Origin of the sequence: Burkholderia sp. MSMB1498 (assembly GCF_001526245.1) — a bacterium.
Taxonomy (GTDB): Bacteria; Pseudomonadota; Gammaproteobacteria; order Burkholderiales; family Burkholderiaceae; genus Burkholderia; species Burkholderia savannae.
Window position 1 is genome coordinate 1 of the sequence record NZ_LOYJ01000118.1, and the last position, 1,297, is coordinate 1,297.

Genomic DNA, 1,297 nt, shown 5'->3' on the forward strand with positions numbered 1-1,297 from the left:
GCGCAGCAGCGCCGCACGAGCGCCGAATATCGCGCGCTCGACGCGGCGCACCATATCCATCCGTTCTCGGACATGGGCTCGCTCAATCGCACGGGCAGCCGCGTGATCGTGAAGGCCGAGGGCGTGTATCTGTGGGATTCCGACGGCAACAAGATCATCGACGGGATGGCCGGGCTCTGGTGCGTGAACGTCGGCTACGGGCGCGAGGAGCTGATCGAGGCCGGCAGCCGGCAGCTGCGCGAACTGCCGTTCTACAACACGTTCTTCAAGACCACGCACCCGCCGATCATCGAGCTGTCCGCGCTGCTCGCCCAGATCGCGCCGCCGTCGTTCAACCGCTTCTTCTATTGCAACAGCGGCTCCGAGGGCAACGATACGGTGCTGCGCGTCGCGCATCAGTACTGGCGCACGCAGAACCGCCCGCAAAAGAAGTTCGTGATCTCGCGCAAGAACGGCTATCACGGCTCGACGATCGCGGGCGCGACGCTCGGCGGCATGGGCTACATGCACGAGCAGATGCCGTCGAAAGTCGAGCACATCGTGCACATCGATCAGCCTTATTACTTCGGCGAAGCGAGCGAAGGGCAAACGCCGGAGGCGTTCGGGCTCGAGCGCGCGCGGCAGCTCGAGGCGAAGATTCTCGAGCTCGGCGCGGACAACGTCGCGGCGTTCATCGGCGAGCCGTTCCAGGGTGCGGGCGGCGTGATCTTCCCGCCGTCGACGTACTGGCCCGAGATCGAGCGAATCTGCCGCAAGTACGACGTGCTGCTCGTCGCCGACGAGGTGATCGGTGGATTCGGGCGCACCGGCGAATGGTTCGCGCATCGGCACTTCGGCTTCGAGCCGGATCTGATGACGCTCGCGAAGGGGCTGACGAGCGGCTACGTGCCGATGGGCGCGGTCGCGCTGTCGGACCGGATCGCCGACGCGCTGATCGCGCACGGCGAGTTCAATCACGGGATGACGTACTCCGGGCATCCGGTCGCGGCGGCGGTGGCGGTGGCGAACCTGACATTGCTGCGCGACGCGAAGATCGTCGAGCGCGTGAAGACCGATACGGGCCCCTACTTCCAGAAACTGCTGCGCGAGACGTTTTCGCATCACCCGATCGTCGGTGAGATCTCGGGCGCGGGGCTCGTCGCGGGCCTGCAGCTCGCGCGCGAGCCGGGCGTGCGCAAGCGCTTCGAGAACGGCGGCGAGGTCGGCACGATCTGCCGCGACTACTGCTTCAACGGCAACCTGATCATGCGCGCGACGGGCGACCGGATGCTGCTGTCGCCGCCGCTCGTGGTCTCGA

1 protein-coding gene is annotated in these 1,297 nt (G+C 66.5%); it reads left to right on the forward strand.

Annotated elements, in window-relative coordinates; all coding sequences use genetic code 11:
- On the forward strand, positions 1-1,297 hold a 1,297-nt coding region (locus WS91_RS26580), incomplete at both ends, for an aspartate aminotransferase family protein (protein WP_059671330.1).